This is a genomic window from Candidatus Accumulibacter meliphilus, assembly GCF_036625345.1.
GTDB lineage: Bacteria > Pseudomonadota > Gammaproteobacteria > Burkholderiales > Rhodocyclaceae > Accumulibacter > Accumulibacter meliphilus.
On record NZ_JAZKTZ010000010.1, the window covers coordinates 152,483 to 175,263 of the forward strand.

Annotated in this window: 21 protein-coding genes; 12 read left to right on the forward strand and 9 right to left on the reverse strand. The window is 62.7% G+C overall.

Annotated features, from left to right (window positions below):
• Positions 1–41: 41 nt before the first annotated feature.
• On the forward strand, positions 42–4,313 hold the full coding sequence (locus V5B40_RS19610; protein ID WP_332356075.1) for a hypothetical protein: 4,272 nt from the start codon (positions 42–44) through the stop codon (positions 4,311–4,313).
• On the opposite strand, the gene V5B40_RS19615 is transcribed toward V5B40_RS19610, so the two are convergent.
• Entirely contained in the window at positions 4,310–4,762 is a 453-nt protein-coding gene (locus V5B40_RS19615; protein ID WP_291997536.1) for a putative toxin-antitoxin system toxin component, PIN family, read from the reverse strand. The genes V5B40_RS19610 and V5B40_RS19615 overlap by 4 nt on opposite strands.
• Entirely contained in the window at positions 4,746–5,000 is a 255-nt protein-coding gene (locus V5B40_RS19620) for a hypothetical protein (RefSeq protein ID WP_332356076.1), read from the reverse strand. The genes V5B40_RS19615 and V5B40_RS19620 overlap by 17 nt, the downstream gene beginning before the upstream one ends.
• Positions 5,001–5,273: 273 nt before the next feature.
• On the opposite strand from V5B40_RS19620, the gene V5B40_RS19625 reads away from it, so the two are divergent.
• From V5B40_RS19625 to V5B40_RS19655, 7 genes are all read left to right on the forward strand, one after another.
• Entirely contained in the window at positions 5,274–6,533 is a 1,260-nt protein-coding gene (locus tag V5B40_RS19625) for an extracellular solute-binding protein (protein ID WP_332356077.1), read from the forward strand.
• Positions 6,530–7,273: a glycerophosphodiester phosphodiesterase gene (ugpQ, locus tag V5B40_RS19630; RefSeq protein WP_332356078.1), complete on the forward strand. Its 744-nt coding sequence runs from the start codon at positions 6,530–6,532 to the stop codon at positions 7,271–7,273. Before V5B40_RS19625 ends, ugpQ begins: the two co-directional genes overlap by 4 nt.
• A gap of 118 nt (positions 7,274–7,391) precedes the next feature.
• A complete protein-coding gene (alaS, locus tag V5B40_RS19635; RefSeq protein WP_332356098.1) occupies positions 7,392–10,007 on the forward strand; it encodes an alanine--tRNA ligase in 2,616 nt (871 codons plus the stop codon).
• Positions 10,008–10,060: 53 nt separating this feature from the next.
• On the forward strand, positions 10,061–11,095 hold the full coding sequence (locus V5B40_RS19640; RefSeq protein ID WP_332356079.1) for a threonine aldolase family protein: 1,035 nt from the start codon (positions 10,061–10,063) through the stop codon (positions 11,093–11,095).
• A 6-nt stretch (positions 11,096–11,101) separates the two neighbouring features.
• Positions 11,102–11,593 (forward strand): NUDIX domain-containing protein, encoded by a 492-nt coding sequence (locus V5B40_RS19645; protein ID WP_332356080.1) that lies wholly within the window; start codon positions 11,102–11,104, stop codon positions 11,591–11,593.
• 155 nt (positions 11,594–11,748) lie between these two features.
• Positions 11,749–11,889: a hypothetical protein gene (locus V5B40_RS19650; protein ID WP_332356081.1), complete on the forward strand. Its 141-nt coding sequence runs from the start codon at positions 11,749–11,751 to the stop codon at positions 11,887–11,889.
• Between the two features lie 2 nt (positions 11,890–11,891).
• The gene (locus tag V5B40_RS19655) at positions 11,892–12,677 is read left to right on the forward strand and encodes a lipopolysaccharide kinase InaA family protein (RefSeq protein WP_332356082.1); all 786 of its coding nucleotides are present in this window, start codon (positions 11,892–11,894) and stop codon (positions 12,675–12,677) included.
• A gap of 53 nt (positions 12,678–12,730) precedes the next feature.
• Here V5B40_RS19655 and V5B40_RS19660 read toward each other — a convergent pair whose 3' ends face one another.
• The 7 genes from V5B40_RS19660 to V5B40_RS19690 form a co-directional block, all read right to left on the reverse strand.
• The gene (locus tag V5B40_RS19660) at positions 12,731–13,996 is read right to left on the reverse strand and encodes an EAL and HDOD domain-containing protein (RefSeq protein WP_332356083.1); all 1,266 of its coding nucleotides are present in this window, start codon (positions 13,994–13,996) and stop codon (positions 12,731–12,733) included.
• Between the two features lie 95 nt (positions 13,997–14,091).
• A complete protein-coding gene (locus V5B40_RS19665) occupies positions 14,092–15,501 on the reverse strand; it encodes a phosphomannomutase/phosphoglucomutase (protein WP_434735891.1) in 1,410 nt (469 codons plus the stop codon).
• Between the two features lies 1 nt (position 15,502).
• The gene (locus V5B40_RS19670; protein WP_332356084.1) at positions 15,503–16,498 is read right to left on the reverse strand and encodes a hydrolase; all 996 of its coding nucleotides are present in this window, start codon (positions 16,496–16,498) and stop codon (positions 15,503–15,505) included.
• Positions 16,495–16,941, reverse strand: a complete 447-nt coding sequence (locus V5B40_RS19675) for a YybH family protein (RefSeq protein WP_332356085.1) — start codon at positions 16,939–16,941, stop codon at positions 16,495–16,497. The genes V5B40_RS19670 and V5B40_RS19675 overlap by 4 nt, the downstream gene beginning before the upstream one ends.
• Positions 16,938–17,954, reverse strand: coding sequence for a lipopolysaccharide heptosyltransferase II (waaF, locus tag V5B40_RS19680; RefSeq protein WP_332356086.1), 1,017 nt, complete (start codon positions 17,952–17,954; stop codon positions 16,938–16,940). Before waaF ends, V5B40_RS19675 begins: the two co-directional genes overlap by 4 nt.
• A gap of 44 nt (positions 17,955–17,998) precedes the next feature.
• Positions 17,999–18,196 (reverse strand): zinc-finger domain-containing protein, encoded by a 198-nt coding sequence (locus tag V5B40_RS19685; RefSeq protein ID WP_332356087.1) that lies wholly within the window; start codon positions 18,194–18,196, stop codon positions 17,999–18,001.
• A gap of 22 nt (positions 18,197–18,218) precedes the next feature.
• On the reverse strand, positions 18,219–19,139 hold the full coding sequence (locus tag V5B40_RS19690) for a branched-chain amino acid transaminase (protein ID WP_332356088.1): 921 nt from the start codon (positions 19,137–19,139) through the stop codon (positions 18,219–18,221).
• 106 nt (positions 19,140–19,245) lie between these two features.
• Here V5B40_RS19690 and V5B40_RS19695 point away from each other — a divergent pair, with 106 nt between their 5' ends.
• From V5B40_RS19695 to V5B40_RS19710, 4 genes are all read left to right on the forward strand, one after another.
• Entirely contained in the window at positions 19,246–19,692 is a 447-nt protein-coding gene (locus V5B40_RS19695; RefSeq protein WP_332356089.1) for an NUDIX hydrolase, read from the forward strand.
• On the forward strand, positions 19,689–20,360 hold the full coding sequence (locus V5B40_RS19700) for a hypothetical protein (protein ID WP_332356090.1): 672 nt from the start codon (positions 19,689–19,691) through the stop codon (positions 20,358–20,360). The genes V5B40_RS19695 and V5B40_RS19700 overlap by 4 nt, the downstream gene beginning before the upstream one ends.
• A 13-nt stretch (positions 20,361–20,373) precedes the next feature.
• Positions 20,374–21,474 (forward strand): tRNA 2-thiouridine(34) synthase MnmA, encoded by a 1,101-nt coding sequence (gene mnmA / locus V5B40_RS19705; RefSeq protein ID WP_332356091.1) that lies wholly within the window; start codon positions 20,374–20,376, stop codon positions 21,472–21,474.
• A 109-nt stretch (positions 21,475–21,583) separates the two neighbouring features.
• The gene (locus tag V5B40_RS19710; protein ID WP_332356100.1) at positions 21,584–22,780 is read left to right on the forward strand and encodes an MFS transporter; all 1,197 of its coding nucleotides are present in this window, start codon (positions 21,584–21,586) and stop codon (positions 22,778–22,780) included.
• Position 22,781: the final 1 nt, after the last annotated feature.

Consider the following 22,781-nt stretch of genomic DNA (forward strand, 5'->3'; position numbering starts at 1 on the left):
GAAGTACGGCGGCGTTTCCTTTTGGGGGAGTGGATTCCTTCGTGACAAAAGATATTCACCATGAGTGGCCGCGATACTGGCTGCCGCTAGCCGAAACTCTGACTCTCGAAGCTGACGGTTTTCTCCCCGACCCCGAGGACACTTTCGGCTGTCATTACAATCCGGCCTTGCGGCGGCTGGATTCTCTGCGCGATAGACCGATCCTGGTCCTCTTGGGCGAGCCGGGATGCGGCAAGTCGACAACCCTGGAAGACGAGTTTCGACAGTTGCGCGCTGCGGGAGAGCGCGTTCATCGCGTGCGGCTTGAGGATTGCACCGCATCCAACGTCGTATCGACCGTTTTTGAGGCGCAGGAAGTAGAGAATTGGCGCCGGGGAGACGGCCGGCTCTTCCTTCTCCTGGACAGCCTGGACGAGTGCCGCCTGACGCTGCCTATGCCCAATGTGGTCCGCATTCTGATGCGGGAACTTGCTCGCCTGCCTACGGAACGACTATGTTTGCGCCTGAGTTGCCGAACCAGTGAGTGGCCGTGGGGTGCCGAGGACGAATTGGGCCGCATTTGGGCGAGGGGCGCTGAGAGCCACGAGCCTGTACCGCGGCAGACCGCGAGCCAAGGGGACGCTTCGGAGGCCAGGGCCGACAGTCCTCTTGTTTGGGAACTGGTCTTCTTGAGGCGAAAAGACGTCGAGCAGGCGGCGCGAGATTATCACGTCGATCCGTCTGAGTTTCTGACGCAGGTGGATGGGCGGGACATTGAGGGTTTCGCTGCTTTGCCCAACACCTTGCGCATGCTCTTGCGCATCTACAGCAGCAAGGGCAGCCTGCCTGACGCGAGAGCCGGGATTTTCCGCGACGGATGTACCCTGCTGGCGGACGAACTCGCTGGCAGCCGTCTCCAAGCAGGATGTCGTGGGGATCTAAGTGCCGGTCAACGCCTGGCAGTGGCGGGCCGGATAGCCGCCATGCTGCTGCTGGGAAGCCGGCAGTCGCTCTGGTTGGGAAATGGGCTCGATATCGCCGATGATGACCTCTCCCCGGAGGATGTCTACGGCGATGGCGAGCGTGCGGACGGCTTGACGTTCGCCATCGATCGCAATGTCCTCTACGAAGTGCTGAACACCTCGTTATTCTCCGCGCGAGGTAGCCAGCGACTCGGCTTTGGGCACCAGAGCTGGGCCGAGTATCTGGCTGCCGCTTACCTCGCGGAACGAGTCAAGGACGCGGACCGATTGCTTTCCCTGTTGCGCTGGGCTGAAGACCGTCGTATCCCGCCGCGACTGTCCGAACTGGCCGCCTGGTTGGCGAGCCTGTCATTGCCCGTTTTCGACGCCTTGGCGATTACCGAACCGGCACTCCTCTTGAGGAGCGATCTCACCGCGCTTGATGGGGCGAGAAAAGAGAAGCTGGTGGGCGGCCTCCTGGCTGCTGTTCAGGAGGAGGAACCGACTGTCTGGCGATGGGAAAGTCGGCGGAATTTCGCCAAGCTCGCTTACGCTGGTCTCGCAGATCAGTTGCGTCCGTGGATTGCCGATCGCGGCTTGCCAGTCGAGTTTCGAGCCGCCGCGCTGGCGATCGCACTGGCCTGCAAAGTAACGCAGCTCGCCGATCTGGCAGCAGATTTGGCGTTGGCTGTCGAAGAAACCGCCCGCATTCGCCATGCCTCGGCTCGCCTGGTTGCAAACCATGGCTCTCCAGGGCAGCTAGCGCGCTTACGGCCATTGGCTGTCGGCCCGGCGGCTACAGACGAGCTGCAGTCCATCCTTTTGACGCGCCTATGGCCCGATCACGTGAGTACGGAAGAGCTATTTGAGGCCCGTCACGTGACAGGCAGTTGGCAATGCCTGGGCGGATACCGTTACGCTGCTGACGAACTACTCGATCGTTTCAGCGCGATCGATATTGTAATTGCCCTGAATTGGCTGCGGGAGACCGTGCCGTCTCATGTTGACCTTGACAGCAATCGCCTGGCCTACGCTATTGCCGCTCGCGCCTGGGAGCTGTTGGATGATCCCGGCGTAATGCACGTTTTTTCCCATGTCGTCTGGCGATGCCTGAAGCGCTACGTGGGGATTTTCGAGCGTAGCCACAAGGGCACGGACGCTCCGCATCCTTTCGCGACGGACTGCGAGAAGAGGAGGCGTTTGCTTCTCGCCATCTTGCCTCTGGCTGACCAGCCCGAGAGCGATTTGGTCGAGCTGGTTTTGACCAAAGATCGCCTATTGTTCGAGGAAGATTTGCCGTGGTTGGTGGATCAGTACGAGCATGCGGATGACGACCGGCAAAAATCACGACTGACTCATTGCATACAGAATCTCTTCTCTCCAGATATCTTTGGCCACTGGAGCGACAGTCTAGTCGACGTCGCTTGCCGCGACGCACGCAACGCGTTTTCGCCATTGGCTGATTTTCTAGCTGTCTTCATGGAGCCGATCTACTTCGGTAGCGAGGCCGAAAGGCGTGCCCGTGACCTCTACCAGCGGCGGGTGAGCTTTGAAAGCTCCAGCCCCGAGGGGCTGGACCCCTCGCCTGCAGCCAGAGTGGCGGCCGACTTGGCAGATTTCGTCGCCGGTTACATCGGGGCCTGGATGCGCCTCTGGCCGGATCTTGGCCTGGCGGATGACGCGCTGGAGTACCCGTATGGGTGGTGCCGGATTCCGAAGACGCCAGGTTGGCTGCGCTCCAGCCGAGAGGAGCAAGAACGAATCGTCGACTGCGCCGCAGCGTGGGCGACGGAGACCCCTATGCCCGAAATTGATTTGGGCGTACCGGGTGAACCCGGCTCCAGGCCCGACGTTGGCCTCTGGCTTGCCCTCACTCTGCTGGCGCATCAGCGGCCAAATGTTTTGCAGGAGGCGACGGCCGAACGATGGGTGGTCTGGATTCCCGGGCTTGTGTTTTTTCCCTGTGATCACGGTGACGACAGCCGCGGAATGCTCCTGCAGATCGCTTGCCAGAAGTGTCCCGATGTGGCGCTGGCGGAAATCGGCCGCAAACTGACCCACGAAATCGCTGCCGGACGCTCATGCTTGAGCGGACTGGATGATTTGCAAGCGATCTGGTCTGCAGATTGCGCCGAACTTGTTCGCCGGCACTTGCGGTCGCTGACCGACCCCGCTCAGCGTCGGGCTTTCTTGATGGTGTTGCTCGATCAGCACGAAGCCGACGCCGTGTCGCTGGCGCTCGACGAGTTTAGGGGTGCCGTGGAACGTCCGGACGATGCGCTATGGCATCACTCGCTTGAGATGGCCCTGTTGCTGATGAAGCGTGTGCCGAGTGCCGCCTGGCCCACCTTGTGGACACGCACGCGATCGTACCCCGTGTACGGCGTCGCTCTCTGGACGCACCTGGTCCGTTCATTGAACTGGGACGACGCTTGCTGGGCGGTGTTTCAGGAAGCCGACTTGAGCGAATTCTATGGCTGGCTGGAGGAGCGTTTTTCGGCAGCGGGTGATCGGGTCCATCGTTCTGGACAGGCTTATACGCCAAGTCCTCGCGACGACCTCGCCGACTTGCGCGAGGCCTGCATCCGTCGCCTGGTGGCGTTTGGTACGATTCAGGCGATTGAGGCCATCGAGCGCCTGGCAGATCGATTTCCCGGTCAGCCGGCTTGGCGCGAGCGACTGCACGCGGCTCGCGCGGCTCGACGTGAAAAGGAGTGGCGTCCACTTTGCCCGCGAAAGCTGATCGCTTTCGTTCAACAGACGGACAAGCGTTTCGTTCGCGATGCGGCTGAGTTGAGCGAGGCGGTGATCGCCTCGCTGGAACGGCTTCAGCACCTGTTGCAGGGCGATACGCCGCTGGCCCCTTTTCTCTGGAACGTGGGGAAAGATGGACGCTCGGGAAGGCCGAAGAGCGAGGACCGCTTCTCCGACTTCGTCTTGCATCATTTGCGACGAGATCTCCCCGGCGCGGTCATTGATCGCGAGGTGCAGGTACTCAACGCCAGAGAAAGCGGTATCGGCGAACGCACGGACCTGAAAGTGGAAGCACGCACGGAGGACGGCTCGTCGACCGTGGTGATCATCGAAAGCAAGGGTTGTTGGAACAGAGACTTGTTGACGAACATGCGTACGCAGCTCAAGGAGCGCTACCTGCAACCGCATGCCTGGCGGCAGGGCATTTACTTGGTCGGCTACGTTGACTGCGACTTCTGGTCTCGCGACGACGACAGACGGCAAGCGTTTCGCAAAAAAGGCGTGAATCGGGAAGCTCTGCAGGCGTGTTTGGCAGGGCAGGCTGCGGAGCTATCCGATTCCAGCTGTCGAATCGCTTCGCTGGTGCTGGATATTCGCCATCCGCGGTCGACGAATTAGACGTCGGTCGTCACTCGGCCTCCGTCTACCTGTCTGTCGATCAGTTGGACGGCCTGGGAAGGTGTGACGATTCGGATGCCATGGTATTCGGTGCCCAAATCGAGCAGATGCCTGTCTCCGGAAACGATCAGGTCGGCGTTGGCGGCAAGCGCGCAGGCAAGGACCTCGTCATCGTCGGCGTCGTCGGGCACCACGCGCGGCACGGCAAGCGGTTGCACCACTATGGCTACATCCAGGTAGCTTTCGAGTGGATCGCCCAAGGTCAGCCCGCTGCGCACGATCGGACGAGCGAGTTTCGGCGTGCTCAGGGTCGTGCTCAGTTCTGCCACCCATGCCGGGCTGGTGTAAAGCGTGACCTGGCGGAGGGCGGCGGCTTCCAGCAAGCGTCCGGGATTGCCCAGCCACAATAGTCCTGACACCACGACGTTGGTTTCAGTGACCCGTCGCATTCGCTGCTTTTCGCTGGACGCGCACGGCCGCAACTTCCGCGGCGATCTCGTCTTCAGTGAGAGGAGGGACGTTGGCCTCGCGCAGACGACTCATCGCTTCGAGCAAGCGCCTGCCGGCCTCCCGTCGTACTGCCTCCTCGATCAGGCGTCCAATGGCTTGATCGGTGAGCAGCCCCGCCCGCTTTGCCTCCAAGACGACACTGTCCGGAAGGTTCAGCTTCAGATCTACAGTCGCCATAACTTTTTCCTCGATAGTGACCAGGGGACAATTTGCTACCGTTGACCATACTAGCGGACTTTCTGAGCTTGGAAGACAAGAGGCCTCACTTCTCTTGCTGCACGCTGAACGGCAAATGAGATGGGTCGCGTTTCGAACGTGCACGCCATTGTTGAAAACTAACAAGGCCTGGAGGACGGCGGCGACCGTATCCGCCAACTGAAATGAACCCCCTTCGCTTGCTGCAAGCTGCGGCTATAATGACGGGCTGTTTCACTTACTTTCAGGATCGAAATGCGCCTACTCAAATTTCTCCCGTCTGCAGTGGCAATCGTTCTTGCTGCCCCGCTTGCCTTCTCGGTGTCCGCGGCACCGATACCCATTGATCTCTCACACCGCCTTGATGAAGGACAGGGCGAACGACTCGAGAAATTCGTCGCACGTTTCAATGAGCGGCAGAAAGACTATCAGCTCAACATCACGCGTCGCGTCGACGGTGACGCGCCGAAACACATCAATCTGGTCACCCGCGAAGAACAGGCAAAATTTCAAGCCAGCAAGGCCGATTTCAAGCCCCTCTACCAGGTGATGAAGCAGGCCAAACAGCCTTTCGACAGCCGCAAGCTGTCCCCTGACTTGCGTGTTGGCCTTGACGATGCCAAGGGTAATTTGTTTGCTTTGCCGGTGGCCTTGTCCACGCCAGTTCTCTACATCAACAAGGCCGCTTTCCGCAAGGCTGGCCTGGACCCCGAAAAGCCGCCGAAGACCTGGGCCGAGACACAGAAAGCCGCCGACAAGCTGTTCGATTCCGGCAGCGCCTGCCCTTACACCACGTCCTGGCCGGCATGGGTGCATATCGATAATCTGAGCGCCTGGAATGGTGGCGAGATTGCCGATGCAAAGGGCAAGCTGGACTTCAACGGCCTGGTTCAGGTCAAGCACACGGCGATGCTGACAACCTGGTCGAAGGCCAAATTCTTCGCCTATTTCGGTCGTCGTGACGAGGCTGATCGGCGTTTTGCGGCAGGCGAGTGTGGCATGCTGACCAGTACCTCTTCACTCTACGGCGCGCTGCGCGATGACCGCCAGGTCGAGACCGGTGTTTCGGCGCTGCCCTATCACGATGATGTGCAAGGCTCGCCGCAGCAGACGCTGGCCGACGGTGCTTCGCTGTGGATCGGTGCCGGCAAGAATGCCGACGAGTACAAGGGCGTAGCCATGTTTATCAGCTTCCTGCTGGAACCGGATCTGCAGGTCGAGTTCACCGCTCTGGAAGGCTTTCTGCCGATGACTCCGGTGGCCCGTGCGGCTGCCAATAGTAAGCTTTTACAGGCCGACGTTGCCAATCTCGACGTCGCCTACCTGCAGTTGCAAGGCAAGGGCTCTTTGTACCCGCTGCGTGTTTCGCAGATCGAACCGGTGCGGGTCATCGTCGAGGAAGAGCTGGAAGCGGCCTGGGATGGTCGGAAGCCGGCCAAGGAGGCGCTCGATAATGCCGTCGAACGTGGCAATGAGGCACTGCCGGCGGCGCTCAAGGCACAGTTGTTGAAGTGATTCGTCCGCGGCTCGGCTGGGCACTGCCGCGCGTTTTCGCGCACCGCTGCGGCGGTGCGCTGGCGCCGGAGAACACTCTGGCTGGCCTGCGTATCGCTGCCCGCATGGGCGTGCAGGCAGTCGAGTTCGATGTCATGCTGTCGGCCGACGGCTCGCCGTGGCTGCTACACGACGAAGCGCTCGAGCGCACCAGCAATGGTTTCGGGCGGGTCTGCGAGACGCACGATGCGAGCTTGCGGACCCTCGACGTGGGCGCTCATCAGCACCCGGCTTTTCTGGGCGAGCCGATTCCCACGCTCGAATCGGCGGCCTTGCTCTGTCGGCAGCTGGGGCTGATGGTCAATGTCGAAATCAAGCCCGCAGTCGGTTTTGAGGCGCTGACCGGCGAGGTCGTTGCCCGGCAGGTCAATGAGCTTTGGGCTGGCGCGGAGTTGCCGCTGGTTTCTTCGTTTTCGGAAGAGGCGTTGCTGGCGGCGCGTGCGGCGGCGCCCGAACTGCCGCTCGGCGCGCTCTACGAAGCTCCGCCGGTGGATTGGCTGATGCGCATCAATCGTGTCGCGGCGCTGAGTCTGCATTGTGATGCCGAGCGCCTTGACGACAGCGTACTCGGCAGCGCTCGGGCCAACGGCATACCTGTGCTCTGCTATACGGTCAACGAGCCGCTTGCCGCCGAAGCACTTTTTCGACGTGGCGTGATAGCGGTGTTCAGCGATCGCATCGACTGCCTGCGCGACAGCTGAGCCGGGCTGCGCCGGGCGACTGCCAGGCATTGGCCGGTGGTGGCTGCGGCTTTCACGTTAAAATCGCAGCTTTTTGAACGACCCCGAGCGGGTATGGACGACGATGAAAAGCCCCCCCATCAGCAGCGCCGAAATTCGCGAGAAGTTCCTCAAGTTCTTTGCATCGAAAGGCCATCAGATCGTCGCTTCGAGCTCGCTGGTGCCGCATGACGACCCGACGCTGTTGTTCACCAACGCCGGCATGAACCAGTTCAAGGACGTCTTTCTCGGTTTCGACAAGCGTCCCTATCAGCGGGCGACGACGTCCCAGAAGTGCGTTCGCGCCGGTGGCAAGCACAACGACCTCGAAAATGTCGGCTACACGGCGCGTCACCATACTTTTTTCGAAATGCTCGGCAATTTCTCCTTCGGCGATTACTTCAAGCTGGATGCGATCCGCTACGCCTGGGAATTGCTCGTCGATGTTTATGGCCTGCCTGCTGATCGGTTGTGGGTGACCGTCTATGCCGAGGACGACGAAGCCTACGCCATCTGGACCAAAGAGATCGGCGTGCCCGCCGAGCGAGTGATCCGCATTGGCGACAACAAGGGCCCGCGCTACGCCTCCGACAACTTCTGGATGATGGGCGATACCGGTCCCTGTGGTCCGTGCACCGAGATTTTTTACGATCACGGCGAAGACATTCCTGGTGGTCCCCCCGGTTCGCCCGACGAAGAGGGTGACCGTTACATCGAGATCTGGAACAACGTCTTCATGCAGTTCAACCGCGATGAGGCCGGCGTCATGCACCCCTTGCCGAAGCCATCGGTCGACACCGGCATGGGGCTCGAACGGACGGCGGCGGTTCTGCAGCATGTGCACAGCAACTACGAGATTGACCTGTTTGTCCGCCTGATTGCTGCCGCGGCCCGCGAAACCGCGTCTGCCGATAGCGACAGCCCATCGCTGCGGGTGCTCGCCGACCACATTCGCGCCTGTTCCTTTCTCCTCGCCGACGGTGTCATTCCGGGTAACGAAGGCCGCGGCTACGTCCTGCGGCGGATCATCCGGCGAGCCATTCGGCATGGCTACAAGCTGGGTGCACGCGCCGCTTTCTTCCACCGCATGGTGCCCGACCTGGTCGCTGAAATGGGCGCCGCTTACCCCGAACTGGTGAGCAGCCAGGAGCGCGTCGGCGAAGTCCTGCGCCAGGAAGAGGTGCGCTTTTTCGAAACCATCGAGCACGGTATGAGCCTCCTCGAAAGCGAACTCGCGGCCTTGGCCGGCGACGGCGTTTTCAACGGCGCCATCGCCTTCAAGTTGCATGACACCTTTGGTTTCCCCCTCGATCTGACGGCCGATGTCTGCCGTGAGCGGGGTGTCAGCGTCGACGTCGCCGCTTTTGATGCGGCGATGGCCCATCAGAAAGAGCAGGCACGCGCCGCCGGCAAGTTCAGGATGGCCGCTGCGCTCGACTACAGCGGTCCGGAGACGGCCTTTCACGGTTATGACGCGCTTGACTTCAACGGGCAGGTGCTGGCGCTGTACAGGGACGGTAGCCCGGTCGATGAGCTCAAGGAAGGCGAACTGGGCGTCGTCGTCCTCGACGAGACGCCGTTTTATGCCGAGTCGGGTGGTCAGGTCGGCGACCGCGGCGTGCTGCAGGGCACGCAGGGTATTTTCTCCGTTGAGGATACGCAGAAAATACAGGCCGCTGTCTTCGGTCATCAGGGGATCGTCAGAACCGGCGCGATCGCCGTCGGCGACACGCTCGCCGCCCGCGTCGACGTCGTCGCGCGCGCACGTACGGTGCGCAACCATTCGGCGACGCACTTGATGCACAAGGCCTTGCGCGAAGTGCTTGGCGCGCACGTGCAGCAGAAGGGGTCGCTGGTGGACCCGGAGAAGACACGGTTCGACTTTGCGCACAATGCGCCGCTGAGTGCCGACGAGATTCGCCGCGTCGAGCGCCTCGTCAATGACGAGATCCTCAGCAATGCTGCTGCCGAGGCGCGCGTCATGGCCATCGACGAGGCTCGCAAAGCGGGGGCGATGATGCTTTTCGGCGAGAAATACGGCGATCAGGTGCGCGTGCAGACGATCGGTTCATCGATCGAATTCTGCGGCGGTGTGCATGTTCGCCGCACGGGCGATATCGGCCTCTTCAAAATCGTCTCCGAGACCGGCGTCGCGGCTGGCATCAGGCGTGTCGAGGCGGTTACCGGTGATGTCGCCTTGGCGCTGGTGCAGCAGCAGCAGGCGATGCTGGCTGAAGCGGCAGCGGCTTTCAAGGCGCCGATCGCCGAGGTCCCGGCCAAGCTCGCGCAGGTGCTCGAAAATGTTCGTGCGCTGGAAAAGGAACTGGCGCGCCTGAAGGCCAAGCTGGCGTCCGCGCAAGGCGACGACATGCTCACGCAGGCGGTCGATATCAAGGGGGTCAAGGTTCTCGCGACGCTCATGGAAGGCGCCGACGTCAACGCCCTGCGCGCCGCGGTCGACAAGTTGCGTGACAAGTTGAAGAGCGCCGTTGTTGTTGTCGCCTCGAGCAGCGAAGGCAAGGTAACGCTGATCGCCGGGGTCACCGCCGACCTGACCGGCAAGCTCAAGGCGGGCGAGCTGGTGAATATGGTCGCCCGCCAGATCGGCGGCAAAGGTGGTGGTCGGCCGGACATGGCGCAAGCCGGCGGCAATGAACCCGAAAAGCTGCCGGCCGCACTGGCCTCGGTGGCGGCATGGGTCGAGCAGCGCCTGTGATTCAGCCGCGGGCAAGGATCTGACCTGGAACCGGAATGATAACGAAGCCAACAATGCAGCACTTCGCCAGTGACAACTACGCGGGCATCTGCCCGGAGGCCCTGGCCGCCTTGCTGGCGGCCAACGCTGGCCATGTCCGCTCCTACGGCGACGACCAGTGGACGCTGCGCGCTGCCGACCGCTTGCGGGAAGTGTTCGAGACCGAGTGCGACGTGTACTTTGTCTTCAACGGGACGGCGGCTAATTCGCTGGCGCTCGCCGCACTTTGCCAGTCTTACCACAGCGTCATTTGCCACCAGTTGGCGCACGTCGAAACCGACGAGTGCGGCGCCCCGGAATTCTTTTCCAACGGCGCCAAGTTGCTCGCGCTCGCCGGTGAAGAGGGCAAGCTGACGCCGGCGGTGATCGAAGAAGCGGTGACCCGGCGCAGCGATATCCATTATCCCAAGCCGAAAGTCGTGACCCTGACCCAGGCCAGCGAAGTCGGCACCGTCTACCGTCCCGACGAATTGCGCGCCATCACCACGACGGCCCGCGAGCTCGGTCTGCGGGTGCACATGGACGGCGCCCGTTTTGCCAATGCCGTCGCCAGCCTTGGCGTTTCGCCGGCCGAGCTGACCTGGCGCGCGGGGGTCGACGTGCTCTGCTTCGGCGGCACGAAGATGGGGCTGCCGATTGGCGAAGCGGTTGTTTTCTTCGACCGTCGCCTGGCCGAAGACTTTGCCTATCGCTGCAAACAGGCCGGCCAGCTGGCGTCGAAGATGCGCTACCTTTCCGCACCGTGGCTCGGCATTCTCGAAAACGACAGCTGGTTACGCCACGCCGCACACGCCAACGCGATGGCCCGGCGACTGGCCAGCGGCCTGGCAGAAATCGCTGGTTTGCAGACACTTTTTCCGGTCGACGCCAATGGCGTTTTCGTACACCTGCCGAGCGTCGTCGAGCAGGGCCTGCGCGAGCGCGGCTGGCTCTTCTACACCTTCATCGGTGCCGGTGGCGCACGCCTGATGTGCGGCTGGGATACTGCGCCGGAGACCGTTGATCGCTTTCTGGACGATGTCCGCGCCTTGTCTACAGTGTCGGCATAGTCGCTCGTGACCGACGCCTGGCAGTTCTGTCCCTGCTGTGCCGCTGCTCTCGATTCCTGCGAGGAGGGCGGTCTCCTTCGGCTTGCTTGCGGTGCAGGCTGTGGCTTTGTGCATTGGGACAACCCGGCACCGGTGCTGGCGGCCCTGGTCGAGTATCAGGGACAGGTCGTGCTGGCGCGTAACCGGGCCTGGGCCGCAGGGGCGTTCGGGCTGATCACCGGTTTTCTCGAGCGTGGCGAAGACCCGGCGGCCGGTGTCGCACGTGAGGTCAAGGAAGAACTGGCACTGGACACCCTGGCGACGACGCTGATCGGCGTCTATCCTTTCGCCCGCAAGCACGAAGTGATCATCGCCTACCATGTCGTCGGGCAAGGGGAGATCGGCCTCAACGAAGAGCTTGCCGAGTTCCGGCTGATTGCACCCGAGAAGCTGAAGCCCTGGGATTTTGGAACCGGGTTGGCGGTGAGTGACTGGTTGGCGCGGCGCACTGGGTTCTGAAGGCGTTCGCCGGTACGGCTCAGCTTGGCCATTGGTGCAGCCTTAGCCAGGGCCGTGCGGGCTGGGCCAGCGGCCCCGGCAGCACGCCTTCTTGGCCTACAATAGCGGCTTTGCCGGCAGAACACCGTCGTGCAAGGGCTTGCCAAGAACAAACCATGAAAACCAATCCGCGCCTGACCTGGAGTCCTCGCAAACGGCGTGATGACGCGCCAGCCAGTGACCCTGGCCAGAACATGATCGACGCCGCTCTCTCGGTTCGTCCGGCCGATCAGTATCAGAACCGACTGGCGCTCTGACCGTGCTCAAGGAATATTTCAACGACGCCTGGTTGCCCATCCTGCAGCACAACCATCTGGAGAGCTTCGAAGCTCTGTGGGAGCTGAACAAGGATGAATGGTTCGAGCCGCCAAACTACAGGCGAGGTGGCTGGAGCGGTGTCATCCGAACAAGTATCGCTCTCCCTGAGGGCGGAAAAGTCGGGGTTTTCATCAAGCGTCAGGAAAATCATTTCTTCCGCTCATGGCGAAATCTTTTCCGGCTCACGGCCACTTTGGAACGAGAATTCCGAAATATTCTCAACTTTCGCAAGCTTGGCGTGCCCACGCTGGAACCGATCTATTACTGTCAGAAGACCGTTGCCGGAAAGCTGCGCGCAATTGTGGTTACCCGGGAGCTTGCAGGCTATCAGCCCTTCGATGCGCCGTGCTACAAACCAATAGACCAGTTAGCCAAAGGCAGACGCCGGCCATTGATCGCCCGAGTGGCGAAGACGCTGCGTCAGATGCACGATGCACGCCTGCAACATAACTGCCTGTACCTGAAGCATATCTTCGTCAAGGAAGAGCCCGGCGAGGCCGCCGACGTGCGCCTGATCGATCTCGAAAAAGCCAAGTGGCGGCCGATCAGGTCGATTATCGCGACACGCGATTTGTACTCGCTGTATCGCTGCGCTGAAGGCTGGTCAAGGACCGATCGTCTCAGATTCTTCCTGGCCTATCGCGACGAAGATCATCTGAGTGTGGAGTCAAAAAAACTCCTACGCCGTATCGTCAAGAGATTGGTCGACAACAATCGCCGGGTTTGAAGTCTGCAGGCTGGTCGTTGCTGCTGGCACACGGCGGCCCTGGCAGCCGTTGTTCAGTCGTCATTTCCGTTCAACCAGCTCAGCGCGGCGCTCAGGCCGGTGTTCAGGGTCTGGCGGTCGTAGTTGCCGGGCAGCCTGGACAACAGGCTGTCGCAGCAGGCGGCGTCGTCGTGGTCGAAGCACTCGAGCAGCGCCAGGATGGTTCCCAGCAGGCCTTCGTGCTGGCGCAGGGCCTTGCTGACTTCGCGCTCGACGGCGATCTGTTCGAGAATTTCCTCAATGGGCAGGCCGAGCGCTACGGGCATCATCGACAGGATGCCGGTGAGGAACGCCAGGTCGGACAGTTTGTGGTCTCTTGGTTTGCCGACGGCGACCAGCAGCTCCATCATTCGCCCACGCAGGGCGGCCACCTGCAGTAGTGGCGAACGGCTAGGGTCGAGCGAATCGTTGCCATTGTTGCCAGGCGCCAGCAGCAGCAGCGATAGCCAGCGCTGCAATTGGCGCCTGCCGAGCAGGGTGATGGCGTGTCGCAATGAGGTCACCGGTTGCGTGGACCGGTTGCCGAGGCGCCCGACGGAGTTGACGATACGCAGCAGGTTGAGCGTCAGCGCCGGCTCGTGCTTAAAGGCGTCCTCGATGACGGCCGTGTCGACGTCACGGCCGACCAGGTTGCACAGGCGAATCAAGCTCGCGTGTGCCGCCGAGAGGCGGCGGCCGCTGACGATTTCGGCCTGCGCAAAGTAGCGCCCCTGGAAGAGGGCAAAGCCGAGGTTTCGACAGCATTCCATCTGCGCCTGGCTGTCGACAGCTTGCGCCAGAAGCTTGAGCGGCAATTGGCGCAGGGAGCCCGCCAGCTCCTCAAGGCGGGCCTGGTCAGCATGGTGCAGGTCGATCTTGACGACCGAAACCAGCGGCAGCAGCGGTCGGCTGTGATCGTCGATGCCCTGGTAGTTGCTCAATGCCAGTGAGTAGCCGCGCTCGACGAGGGCGCGACAGCGTGTCAGTGTCGGTTGCGTGGGTGCGCCATCGAGCAGCAATTCGAGGACGACGCCTTGCGGTGGCAGTAGCTCGATCGCTTCCTGCTGCAGGAAGTCGGCATCGACGCCGAGGTAGGCGCTGGTATTGCCCAGGGCGCTGCGCATGCCGAGTTCGGAATAGGCCGCACAGAGCGGTGCGCCAGCACCGCGGCGGGTGGTGGCGTCATCATCGCCGACTTCCTCGCCGCTTTGGAACGACAACTGGTAGCCCGCCAGCTCCTGCCTGCGGTTCAGGATCGGCTGCCGGAAGAGAAAAGCGTTCTGCAGGAATTGATCATTCATCAGGCATGCGCTTCCGCGTTGTACATTCCAGTGTCTCGCTGATCTCGGTGGCCCATCTTAGCATTCCCTCCCGGCGCAGCGCTTGTGCGGGATTCTCAGAAGGGCAGAGCCAGGCCAGGGCGGGCAGCATGGATGACGCGGCGGAAATCCGCCTGGATGCGTTCGAGTGCCGCCTGGCTGTCCGCTTCGAAGCGCAGCACGACCACTGGCGTGGTATTCGACGGCCGCGCCAGACCGAAACCGTCGGCGTATTCGATGCGCAGGCCGTCGATGGTGATGATCTCGCGTGCGTCGGTGAAGCGGGCGTCGCGACGCAGTTCTTCGATCAGCGCCAGCGGTTCGCCTTCCTGCATGGCGATGTTCAGTTCCGGCGTCGAGCTGCTGTCCGGCAAGCTCGTGAGCAGGGCGTTGGCGGCGTCGGCGTCGCTACTCCGCGAGAGAATTTCGAGCAGCCGGGCTGCCGCGTAGAGACCGTCGTCGAAACCGAACCAGCGTTCCTTGAAGAACACGTGCCCGCTCATTTCGCCAGCCAGTGGTGCTCCGGTCTCCTTCAGCTTGGCCTTGACCAGTGCGTGCCCGGTTTTCCACATCAGCGGTTCACCACCATGTTCGCGAATCCACGGTGCCAGCTGGCGGGTGCATTTGACGTCGTAGATGATCGGCTGTCCCGGGCAGCGGCTGAGGACGTCGGCCGCAAAGAGCATCAGCTGACGGTCCGGGTAAATTATTTGTCCGTCCTTGGTGACCACGCCGAGGCGGTCGCCGTCGCCATCGAAAGCGAGGCCGAGTTCGGCGTCGGTGTCGCGCAGGGCACGGATCACGTCCTGCAGATTCTCGGGCTTCGAGGGGTCGGGATGGTGGTTCGGGAAGTTGCCATCGACTGCGCAGAAAAGCTCGACCAGCTCGCAGCCGAGCGCGCGGAAGAGCGGCGCGGCGAGCACCCCGGCAACGCCGTTGCCGCAGTCGACGACGATCTTCATCGGTCGTGCCAGGCGGATGTCGGCGACGATGCGCGCCAGATACGCCGGCAGGACGTCGGCGCTGCTGGCCTGGCCCGCCCCATGGCGCAGTTCGCCGGCGTCGACGCGCCGCCGGATGCCCTGGATCGTTTCGCCGGCCAGGGTTTCGCCGCCGACAACCATCTTCAGCCCGTTGTAGTCGGGCGGATTGTGGCTGCCGGTGACCGCCACGCAACTATTGCAGCCCAGCTCGTGCGCGGCGAAGTAGGCGACCGGTGTCGGCACGCAGCCGATGTCGATGGTGTCGATACCGGCCAGGCGGATGCCTGCCATCAGCGCTGTCGCCAGCTCGGGGCCGGAGAGGCGTCCGTCGCGGCCGACGGCAAGCGCGCGTTGACCGCGCTCCGCAGCCAGGGAACCGAGGCCATGGCCGATGCGGCGGACGTTGTCGCTGGTCAGCGTCTTGCCGACGATGCCGCGAATATCGTAGGCCTTGAAGATCTCGGCGGGGAGTGGAGTGATGATTGGCTGGGCGGTGCTGTTCATTTCAAACCTCGTTCTGAAAATAGTGAAGAAGGCGCTGCGGCAGCCAATCAAGGCGCCCCGGCGGCTGGCCGGCGACGAAGCCGACATGGCCGCCCTGTGCCGGGAATTCGATCTGCACGCTGGCCGCTACCTGGCTGGCAGTGGGCAGCGCTTGCTCGGGCAGGAAAGGGTCGTTGCGCGCGTTGAGCAGCAGCGTCGGCAGGCGGATGCCGGCCAGCCAGGGCTTGCTCGAAGCGCGTCGCCAGTAGTCGTCGGCACTGCTGAAGCCATGCAGTGGTGCCGTGACTTCATCGTCGAAATCGTGCAGATTGCTGGCTGCACGCATCCGTCGCTCGTCGAAAATACCGGGGTGACGGCGCAGCTTGTCGGCTGCCTTACGCTTCAGCGTGTGCAGGAAGTGCCGGGTATAGAGGCGGTTGAAGCCGCGTGCCAGATGGTGGCCGGAGACGCTGAGGTCGAGCGGGGCGCTGACTGCTGCCGCTGCACGCAGACAGTTGGCGGCAGCCGTTTCGCGTTCACCGAGCCATTTGAGCAGCGCATTGCCACCTAGCGAGACACCGATGGCGTAGCGTGGGCGGTGCGGGAAGAGCTGTTGCAGGCGGCGCAGAATCCAGTCGATCTCGTCGCTGTCGCCGGAATGGTAGGCGCGCGGCAGGCGATTGATCTCGCCCGAGCAGCCGCGGAAATGCACCACCACGCCGGTCCAGCCGATGGCTGCGGTGGCGTGCATTAGCGAGCTTGCGTAGTGGCTGGCCGAACTGCCTTCGAGGCCGTGAAACAGTACCATCAGCGGCGCAGAGTTGGTCGCAGCGTTGGTCCTAATCTCCGGCGCCAGGCACGGCGGGCGCGGATCGCTCCAGTCAAGGTCAATGAAATCATCGTCGGGCGTCTGCCAGCGCTCGCGGCGATAGCGCGGGGGAGGGGACTTGATGAGCAGTGGGTAGATGGTCTGGGCATGACCGCCCGGGAGCCAGGAAGGCGCAGGGTAGCCGGTCAATGCAGAACCCGTGGGCTGGTTTCCTCGCGCTCACCGGCGCGCTTGTCGGCCAGGTCGCGATCGGCGGCGGTCGACGAATGATGCGCGAGCAGGCGCCAGCCGTTGGTGCCACGCTGAAAAACGTTGGTGGCGAGCATCGGGCCATGTGCCTTTTCCTCGTCGCCGATGTACAGCGTTTCAACGACATTGTGTACCGCCAGCAGCATGCTGTTCCAGCGCAGGACGCGCGACAGGCGCACTTTCAGGCGTGCGTTGTTGGCGAAAATGCTGCGCCAGCTGTCACGGATGGCCACTGTGCCGCTCAGCCGCTGGCCGGTCGGGTGGATGCAGACGATGTCTTCGTCGTCGGCCCAGACGCTCATCAGGGCACGCAGATCGGCGCGGGCGATGGCGTCGTAAAAGGCCGCTTCGACGTCAGCCGGGCTGGCGAAGGTGGCGATCATGCCGTGCTCCTCGACAGGCAGGCGTCGAGCACGCGCTGCGGCTCGAGCTTGTTCAGGCAGTCGAGATGGCCGAGCGGACATTCGCGCTTGAAGCAGGGGCTGCAGGCAAGCTCGAGGCTGATGACCTGCGCCCGCTCCGACAGCGGCGGCGTGAAGCCGGGCGACGACGAGCCATAAACGGCAATCAGCGGGCGGCCGAGGGCGGCAGCGACGTGCATCAGGCCGGAATCGTTGCAGACGACGAAAGAGGCCGCGGCCAGCAGGTCGATCGCCTGGCGCAGCGAAGTGCTGCCGCAAAAGTTATGTGGCGCGCTGGCCGGATCGGCCAGTTTGGTGATCTCGTCGGCGATCGGCCGGTCTTTTGCTGAGCCGAGCAGCCAGATGGCGTAGCCACGTGCTGCCAGTGCGTCGCTCAAGGTCGCGAAATGGCGTGCCGGCCAGCGCTTGGCCGGGCCGTATTCGGCGCCGGGGCAGAAAACCGCCAGCTTTTCGGGGCGGTCGATGGAAAGTTCGGCGCGCGTTGCGGCGCCTTGTTCGCGGCTCGAAGTCAGTCGCGGCAAGGGTAGCGGTCGCGGTAGCGGAGCGCCCGGGGCTTCGGCGAGTTGGGCGAAACGTTCCGCCATCTGCGGCAGCATAGTCCTGTCGAGCGTATGGCGCTGGTTGATCAGCCCGTAGCGCTTCTCGCCGACAAAGCCGATGCGTTCGGGAATGCCGGCAAAGAATGGCACCAGCGCCGATTTCAGTGAGTTGGGCAGGACGTAGGCCCGCTGGTAGCCGGCCGTCGCCAGTTGGCGCGCCAGACGATGACGTGCTTTCAGCGACAATTCGCCGTGGGCGAAGGGGCTGTCGACAAGCTGTGTGATTTCCGGCATGCGCTCCAGGACCGGGGCCACCCAGCGTGGCGCGAGTGCGTCAAGCTGCAGGCCTGGCGTGCGTTCGTGCAGCCGCCGGAATAGCGGTTGTGCGAGAACCGTGTCGCCGATCCACGACGGGGCGACAATCAGTGCTTTCATGAGCCTTGCTTCAGTCGGCTATCCGTCGCCGGCAGCCGCGACGATCAGTGGTGGCCTTTTGGCAATTCGCCGGTCAGCACGTAGTGCGCGCTGCAGTACGGGCAGACGGCCTCCCCGGTGTGGGTGATTTCGAGAAATACGCGCGGATGGCGAGCCCAGAGCGGTGCGTCACTGGTTGGGCAATGCAGGGGCAAATCCTTGGCGCTGATCGCGATGGGCTTCTGCTGGATGTTCTGGGGCATGGTGGCGACCTTGCAAACTGGGTTAGACGTAGGCGAGCCAGTCTGCATGCGCCGGAATGCGGCCGTTCACGCAGTCGAAGTAGAGGCTCTGGATGCGGGTGGTGATCGGCCCGCGGTGGCCGGCACCAATCTGGCGATTGTCGAGTTCGCGAATCGGCGTCACTTCAGCGGCGGTGCCGGTAAAGAAGGCTTCGTCGGCGCAATACACTTCGTCGCGCGTGATCCGCTTTTCGATCACCGGAATGCCCAGTTCATCAGCAAGTTCGAGCACCGAGGCACGGGTGATGCCTTCGAGGCAGGAGGTCAGGTCCGGGGTATACAGCTTGCCGCGCTTGACGATGAAAATATTCTCGCCGGCGCCCTCGGCGACATAGCCATCGACGTCGAGCAGCAGTGCCTCGTCGTAGCCGTCGTGCGCCACTTCCTGATGGGCGAGGATCGAGTTGGTGTAGGTGCCGACCGACTTCGAACGGCACATGTTGATGTTCACGTGATGGCGAGTGAATGAAGAGGTCTTGACGCGGATGCCTTTTTCCATGCCCTCGGCACCAAGGTAGGCGCCCCACGGCCAGGCGGCGATGGCCACGTGCGTACTGACCGCCGTGGCGGCGATGCCCATGGCTTCGGAACCGTAGAAGACGATTGGCCGGATGTAACACGACTCCAGTTCGTTGGCGCGGACCACTTCCTTCTGCGCTTCGAGCAGGGTTTCCTTGTCATAAGGCATTTTCATCTGAAAAATGTACGCCGAATTGAACAACCGGTCGGTGTGCTCTTCGAGACGGAAAATGGCGGTGCCCTTGTCGGCCTTGTAGGCGCGGATGCCTTCAAAGACGCCCATCCCGTAGTGCAGGGTGTGGGTCAGCACGTGCGTCGTTGCCTCGCGCCATGGCACCAGCCTGCCGTCGTGCCAGATGAATCCGTCGCGATCCGCCATGGACATGGTTTGCTCTCCCTTTGCTGGAAATACTGAAACGGAAAGTTTAGCCGATTTCGCCTCACGGTTGGCGGTAAAATGGCGTGTTGTCCCTACCCGCAAGGCTTGTCGAATGGTCTGGAAACCCAACGTCACCGTCGCCGCGGTGCTCGAACGCGATGGCCGCTTCCTGCTTGTCGAAGAGGAAACGGAGTACGGCGTCTGCTACAACCAGCCGGCAGGCCACCTCGAATGCCGCGAATCGCTGCTTGATGCGGTGATCCGCGAAACGCTCGAAGAGACCGCCTATACCCTGAATCCGCAATACCTGCTCGGCGTGTACAACTGCCGCAACGAAGCCCGCGATGTCACCTACCTGCGCTTCAGTTTCGGCGGCGAGATTCTCGCTCATGATCCCGGTCGACCGCTTGACACTGGCATCCTGGCAGCGCACTGGCTGACCCTTGCCGAGATCCATGCGCTGCAGGCGCAGCATCGCAGTCCGCTGGTGCTGCGTTGCATCGAGGACTGGCTGGCGGGCAAGCGCTATCCACTGGAACTGCTGACCCATTGCTCATGAAATGGCTGTTGGCGCTGCCGCTTTTGGCGGCGATGGCACCCGCAAGCGCTGGCGAGACGATCAGCGTCTGTTACAACTACGGCTGTCTGGCGCAGTCCAAAGTGTATTTCGTCGACGCACAATTGGCGCAGGTGCAGGCCCTTCTCGGCAGCGCACAAAACGCGGCGGAGGAGCGCGAGAAGCTGTCGCTGACGATTGGCTGGTTACTTGGCTGGGCCGGCCGGCAGACGCCGATCGCCGCCGATCGTGGCGGCAACGCGGCCGACGAGGGGGTTTACGGGCGGATGGATTGCATCGACCACTCGACCACGACCACACGTCTGTTGCACCTGCTGGAAGCGCGCGGCTGGCTGCGTTTCCATCGTGTCCTGGAGCCGGTATCGCGCGTCCGCTATCTGTTCGCGGTGCACTATTCGGCACAGATAGAAGAAATTGCGGTGATCGATCCGGCGGCCGGCACGCTTGCTGCGGCGAAGCAAGCAAATGCGGGCGCCGCGCGGCCGCGCTATGTCGTCGATAGCTGGTTTCGCGACAACGGGCAGCCAGCGGTGGTGATCGGCCTGCAGAACTGGTTCGATGGCCAGGACGACCAGGATGACGAGGGTGACCGGGCGCAGCTGACTACCGTACTGAACAGCCGTGGCGAGGGCCCGAATATTGAACGCTAGCAAAGGCGATGGCATGAAAGAGGCAAAGACAGTGGTCGTCGGCTTGTCCGGTGGGGTCGATTCGGCGGTCGCGGCCCTGCTGCTCAAGGAGCAGGGCTGGCACGTGCTCGGCCTGTTCATGAAGAACTGGGAGGACGACGACAGCGACGAGTATTGCTCGTCGCGCCAGGATCTCGTTGACGTGATGAGCGTTGCCGACATGATTGGCATCGATGTCGAAGTGGTGAATTTTGCTGCCGAATACAAGGAGCGCGTCTTCGCTCACTTCCTCAAGGAATACCAGGCCGGTCGCACGCCGAATCCGGACGTGCTGTGTAACTCGGAGATCAAGTTCAGCGCTTTTCTCGAGCATGCACTGAGCATCGGTGCTGATCGTATCGCCACCGGTCACTACGCCGGCGTGCGCGAGTTTGCCGGGGCTTTCCAGTTGCTCAAGGCCGAGGACGGTACCAAGGACCAGAGCTATTTCCTGCATCGCCTTAATCAGCAGCAGTTGGCAAAGACGCTGTTTCCGCTGGCTGGCCTGTACAAGCGCGAAGTGCGCAAGAGGGCCGAGGCGGCCGGCTTGCACGTCGCCCTCAAGAAGGATTCGACGGGTATCTGCTTCATCGGCGAGCGGCCGTTCAAGGAGTTCCTGATGCGCTACCTGCCACCGCAGAAAGGCGAGATTCGCAGCCTCGAAGACGAGCGCCTGCTGGGCGAGCACGATGGCATCGCCTATCACACCATCGGACAGCGCAAAGGCCTGCACATCGGCGGCGTCAAAGGGGGCAAGAGTGGTGACAGCGGCGACCACGACGCCTGGTTCGTGGCCCGCAAGGACATTGCCAGCAACACCCTTTACGTCGTGCAGGGCCATGCGCATGCGGCGCTGATGGCCGATGAACTGCGCGCCGAGGACCTCTCCTGGGTCGCTGGCACGGCCGCGCACACGCACTGGGTATACACCGCCAAGACGCGCTACCGCCAGGCCGACGCCGCCTGCGAAATCGAGCGCATCGACGCCGATTCCTGCCAGATCCGCTTTGCCGAAGCGCAGTGGGCCGTCACGCCGGGCCAGTCGGTGGTGGTCTACGAAAGCCGGGTCTGCCTCGGCGGCGGCGTCATCGCTTGAAGCGGGCGCTGTCCAGCGCAGTCGCGGCGCGGGGGCGTTGTTGGGCAAGGGCTGGCGCGGCGAGCCGTTTGAGCCATTTGCCGGTGGTTCGCAGAGGCGCTCCGTGGCGATGACTGCGGCGATGGTGGCTGCACCGCACTATCGACGCAACATAGGTCTGCTGGCGGCAGCGCAGGCCTTGCTGCTGACCAACGGGGTAACCCTGGTGGCGATCAATGGCCTGCTCGGTTTGCAACTTGCGACCGACCAGCGCCTGGCGACACTGCCGATCACCACCTACGTCATCGGTGCTGCGCTGGCCGCCGTGCCGGCGGCCCTGTTCATGAAGCGCCATGGGCGGCGCGCGGGTTTCATGCTTGGCGCAGCTTTCGGGATTGCTGGCGCGTTGCTGTCGGCGTTGGCCGTGGTCGCCGCGAGTTTCTGGTTGCTGTGCCTGGGAACCGTCTTTGCCGGCGTCTACAACGCGTTTGGCCAGCAGTATCGCTTTGCCGCCGTCGACGCGGCGCCGGCCGACTGGACCAGCAAGGCGATTTCCTTGACCTTGGCCGGCGGCATTGTCGGTGGCGTCATCGGCCCGCAGGTTGGCGTCCTGACGCGCGATCTCCTGCACCCGACCTACCTGGCGAGCTACGCCGCGCTGGCCGCCTTTGCCGCGCTGGCGATGCTGATCGCCAGCCGGCTCGACATTCCCTTGCCGGCTGTTCGCGAACAACAGGCTGCCGGGCGCCCGTTCGCGGAGATCGCCTGCCAGCCGACATTCATCGTCGCCGTCCTGGCTGCCGCTTGCGGCTACGCGACCATGAACCTGCTGATGACGGCGACGCCCTTGGCGATGGATATCTGTGGTCTGCCTTTCGCCGACACCGCTTTCATCCTGCAATGGCACGTGATCGGCATGTTCGCCCCGTCGTTCTTCACGGGTCACCTGATCAAGCGCTTTGGCGTGCTCGTTGTGCTGCTCGTTGGTGCAGCCCTGATCCTGGTGTGCATTGGTGTTGCGCTGTCCGGTGTCAGTCTGATGCACTTCTGGTGGGCCTTGCTGCTGCTCGGCATCGGCTGGAATTTCCTCTTCGTCGGCGGCACGACGCTGCTGATCGAAAGCTGCCGCCCCGAGGAGAAAGCAAAAGTGCAGGGCAGCAACGACTTCATCGTTCTTGGCGTACAGGGGCTGACCTCATTTGCTGCCGGCCTGTTGATCAGCGGCGGTGGCTGGGCGACGCTCAACCTTCTCGCTCTGCCGATTGTTTCGCTGACTGCGCTGGCCAGCGCGTTGCTTTTGCTTGCGCGTAGCCGGCAGCGCTGTTGAT